Origin of the sequence: Methylibium sp. T29 (assembly GCF_000576205.1) — a bacterium.
In the GTDB taxonomy this organism is placed as follows: Bacteria; Pseudomonadota; Gammaproteobacteria; order Burkholderiales; family Burkholderiaceae_C; genus Methylibium; species Methylibium petroleiphilum.
This window is the reverse complement of the sequence record NZ_AZND01000260.1, coordinates 1-4,403: the sequence shown is the minus strand read 5'-3', so window position 1 is coordinate 4,403 and position 4,403 is coordinate 1. Positions and strand designations below refer to the sequence as shown.

Annotated in this window: 3 protein-coding genes; 2 read left to right on the top strand and 1 reads right to left on the bottom strand. The window is 69.5% G+C overall.

Translation table 11 applies throughout. The features are described from left to right. Both x551_RS18900 and x551_RS18895 read left to right on the top strand, forming a co-directional pair. Nucleotides 1-1,093 (top strand): efflux RND transporter periplasmic adaptor subunit (locus x551_RS18900; protein WP_036250190.1); only part of this gene is annotated, 1,093 nt, incomplete at its 5' end. Next, complete coding sequence (locus x551_RS18895; RefSeq protein ID WP_011828934.1) at nucleotides 1,090-4,176, top strand: efflux RND transporter permease subunit; 3,087 nt, start codon at nucleotides 1,090-1,092, stop codon at nucleotides 4,174-4,176. The genes x551_RS18900 and x551_RS18895, both read left to right, overlap by 4 nt. 33 nt (nucleotides 4,177-4,209) lie before the next feature. Here the strand turns inward: x551_RS18895 and x551_RS18890 are convergent. Continuing rightward, the coding region (locus x551_RS18890) for a helicase HerA-like domain-containing protein (protein WP_036250189.1) at nucleotides 4,210-4,403 on the bottom strand (194 nt) is incomplete at its 5' end.

Genomic DNA, 4,403 nt, shown 5'->3' with positions numbered 1-4,403 from the left:
CCGGCGCCCGCGTGCTGCGGCTGCGGCCGCCGGCGCCGCCGTCACGGTGACCACGGTGCCGGCACGCCGCGAGGATTTCGCACTGGAGCTGGGGGCGACCGGCACGGTCAGCGCGCTGAACCGCGTGGAGATCCATCCGCAGATCAGCGCCGCCATCGAGCGGGTGCACATCCGCGAAGGGCAGACGGTCCGTGCCGGCGAACTGCTGTTCACGCTTGACAGCCGCGCCGCCGAGGTGCGGGTGGCCCAGGCCCAGGCGCAGTTGCAGCGCGATCTGGCCACGCTGGCCGACGCCGAGCGGCAACTGGCCCGCAGCCGCGATCTGCTGCGCCAGGATTTCGTGTCGCAGAGCGCCGTCGACACCAACCTCAGCCAGGTCGAGGCGCAGCAGGCGGTGGTGGTGGCCGACCGCGCGGCGATCCAGGCGGCGCGTGTGGACCTCGGCTACGCGCGCATCGTGGCCCCGAGCGCCGGCCGCGTGGGCGCGATCGCGGTCTATGCCGGCAGCTATGTGACGCCGGCGTCGCCAGCGCTGGTGACGATCACCCAGCTCGACCCGATCGCGGTGAGCTTTCCGGTGCCGCAGCGGCACATCGGCGCGCTGCTGGACAGCCTGAAGTCGGGCACCGGCCGCGTCACCGCGCGCCTGCCGGGCGCGCAGGCTCCGCTCACCGGCACGCTGCAGTTCGTCGACAGCGCCGTCGACGCGAACTCGGGCACGGTGCAGGTCAAGGCGCAGTTCGCCAATCCGCAGCAGCAGCTGTGGCCCGGTGCCTATGCCGACGTGAAGCTCGCGGTCGGCAGCCTGCCGGGCGCGATCCTGGTGCCGCAGGCCGCAATCATCCAGGGCGCCAAGGCCAAGTCGGTCTACGTGGTCGGCGCGGACGACAAGGCACAGCTCCGCGAGGTGGAGGTCATCGCCTCGGCCGGCGACGTGGCAGCCGTCAGCGGCGTGCAGGCAGGCGAGCGCGTCATCGTCGACGGCAAGCAGAACCTGCGGCCCGGTGCAGCGGTGGTCGAACAGGCCCCGGAGGCGGCCGCGGCGAGCCGGCCGGCGCGGCGCGTGGCCGCCGCGTCGGAGCCTCGGCCATGAACCTGTCGGAGCTGTTCATCCGCCGTCCGGTGATGACGGTGCTGCTGAACCTGGCCATGGTGGTGGCCGGCGTCATCGCCTACCGGCAGATCCCGATCGCCGCACTGCCGAGCTACAACACCCCGGTGATCAACGTCACGGCCTCGCTGCCCGGTGCCAGCCCCGAGACCATGGCCACCTCGGTGGCGCTGCAGTTGGAGAAGCAGTTCTCGACGATCCCCTCGCTCAGCATGATCAGCTCGACCAGCACGCTGGGCACCACCTCGCTGACGCTGGAGTTCGACGAGGGCCGCGACATCGACGCGGCGGCGGTCGACGTGCAGGCGGCGCTGCTGCGTGCCGAACGCACGTTGCCGCAGGACATGACCGCGCCGCCGTCCTATCGCAAGGTCAACCCGGCCGACGCGCCGGTGCTGCTGATGGCGATGACCTCGCCCTCGCTGAACCTGTCGGACCTGAACGACTACGCCGAGCACCTGATCTCGCCCGCGCTGTCCACGCTGCCTGGCGTGGCGCAGGTCAACATCTTCGGCCAGCGACGCTTCGCGGTGCGGGTGAGGGTGCACCCGCAGGCGCTGGCCGCGCGCGACATCGCGATCGAGGAGCTGAGTGCGGCGCTCGCCACCGCCAATGCCAACACGCCGGTCGGCACGCTCGAGGGCGACCGCCAGACGCTGACGGTGCAGGCCAACCGGCAGCTGCGCAACGCGGCCGAGTTCTCCGACCTGATCGTCAGCAGCAAGAACGGCAACACGGTGCGGCTGCGCGACGTGGCGACCGTGGAGGACAGCTACGAGAGCGTCAAGACCTCGGCCAACTTCAACGGCGAGGCGTCGATTACGCTGGCCGTGCAGCGCCAGCCCGACGCCAACACCGTGGCGGTGGTGGATGCGGTCAAGGCCGCGCTGCCGGGCTTCACCGCACAGCTGCCGCAGTCGATCCAGCTGAGCCTGCTGAACGACCGCTCCACCTCGATCCGCGAGGCACTGCACGACGTGAACCTCACGCTGCTCGGCACCATCGTGCTGGTGGTGCTGGTGATCTTTCTCTTCCTGCGGAGAGCGGTCGCAACGGTGATCCCGACGCTGTCGCTGCCGGTGTCGCTGATCGGTGCGGTGGCGCTGCTGTGGGCCGGCGGCTACAGCCTCGACAACATCTCGCTGCTGGGCCTGACGCTGGCCGTGGGCCTGGTGGTGGACGACGCGATCGTGATGCTCGAGAACATCATGCACCACGTCGAGCAGGGCATGGACCCGTTCGAGGCGGCGTTGAAGGGCTCGCGCGAGGTCGGCTTCACCATCATCTCGATCTCGACCTCGCTGGTCGCGGTGTTCATCCCGATCTTCTTCATGCCCGGCGTGATCGGCCTGCTGTTCCACGAATTCGCGGTGATCGTCTCGCTGGCCATCCTGGTGTCGGCCTTCGTCTCGCTGACGCTGGTGCCCATGCTGGCCGGACGCTACCTGAAGCCCGAGGCCACGCAGCGCCCGCCGGGTGCGCTGGTGCGCGGCTTCGAGCGCGGCTTCGAGGCCGTCACGCGCTGGTACACGCGCTCGCTCGACCTCGCGCTGCGGCACCGCCGTCTGATGCTGGGTGTGGGCGTGCTGACCTTCGCGCTGACCGCGCTGATGTTCGTCACCATTCCCAAGGGATTCTTCCCGGAAGAGGACATCGGCCAGATCCGCGCCTCCACCGAAGCCGCCGAGGACACCTCGTTCGCGGCGATGGTGAAGCTGCAGGACCAGGCGGTGCAGGTGATGCTGGCCGACCCGAACGTGCTGAGCGTGAACTCGGTCAACGGCGGCAGCGGCACGCAGAACACGGGCCGCATGTTCATCAACCTCAAGCCGCGCGGCGAGCGCTTGCCCATGAAGCAGGTGGTGGAAGGGTTGCGCAAGAAGTTGAGTCAGGTGGCCGGTATCACCGTCTACCTGCAGCCGGTGCAGAACCTGCAGCTCGGCGGGCGCCCCAGCAAGAGCCGCTACCAGTACATCCTGCAGAGCGTGAAGGCCGATGAGCTGAACGACTGGGCGGCCAGGCTGCAGGAGAAGCTGCGCGCCGATCCGCGCTTCCGCGACGTCACCTCCGACTCGCAGCTCAAGGGACTGCAAGCCTCGCTGAAGATCGACCGCGACAAGGCCAACACGCTGGGCGTGTCGGTCGACTCGATCCGCAACGCGCTGTTCAGCGCCTTCGGCGAGCGCCAGGTCGCCACCATCTACACCACAGCCGACAGCTACCAGGTGATCATGGAAGTGGCGCCCGACGCCAAGCGCGACGAGAGCGCCTTCGACGGCATCTACCTGCGCAGCAGCAACGGTGCACTGGTGCCGCTGAACAGCTTCGCGACGGTCGAGCGCACGCTGGGGCCGACCTCGGTGAACCACGTCGGGCAGCTGCAGGCGGTGACGGTGTCGTTCAACCTCGCGCCGGGCGTGCCGCTCGGCGATGCCACCCGGCAGCTCGAGGCCTACGGGCAGGAGATCCGCCTGCCGGCATCGGTGATCACCAGCTACGGCGGTGACGCAGCGGTGTTCAAGACCTCGCAGGGCAGCCAGGCCATCCTCATCGTTGCGGCGTTGCTGGTGATCTACGTGCTGCTGGGCGTGCTGTACGAGAGCTACATCCACCCGCTGACCATCCTGGCCGGCCTGCCATCGGCCGCGGTGGGAGCCTTGCTGATGCTGGAGTTCTTCGGACAGGATCTGACGCTGATCGCGACCATCGGCATCCTGCTGCTGATCGGCATCGTGAAGAAGAACGCGATCATGATGATCGACTTCGCGCTCGACGCGCAGCGCCACCAGGGCATGGCGCCCGAGGCAGCGATTCGCGAAGCCTGCGTGCGGCGCTTCCGGCCGATCACGATGACCACGCTGGCCGCGCTGATGGGCGCGCTGCCCATCGCGCTGGGCATCGGCGCCGGCGCCGAGCTGCGGCAGCCGCTGGGTCTGGCGGTGGTGGGCGGACTGCTGTTCTCGCAGGCGATCACGCTCTACCTCACGCCGGTGATCTACCTCTACCTCGACCGCTACAGCGGTCGTGGGCCGATCCAGACGCCGGAGGTCGTGGAAGCCCGCTGAGGGGGGCGGCAGCGAGGGAGCGTCGGGTCTGGATCAGCGCCGCTTGCTGCCGCCCAGCAGGCTGCCCAGCACGCCGCGGATGATCTCGCGGCCCACCGTGGTGCCCATGGTGCGCACGGCCGACTTGGCCATCGACTCGGCCAGACCCTCGCGCTTGCCGCCGCGCGGCCCGGTCGAGCCGAACAGGATGTCGCCCAGCCCGCCGAGCATGCCGCCGCCGTCCTGTG

Excerpts from the sequence above, each read along its gene's own strand:
- x551_RS18895 (WP_011828934.1), top strand. The coding sequence starts at position 1,090 with ATGAACCTGTCGGAGCTGTTCATCCGCCGTCCGGTGATGACGGTGCTG.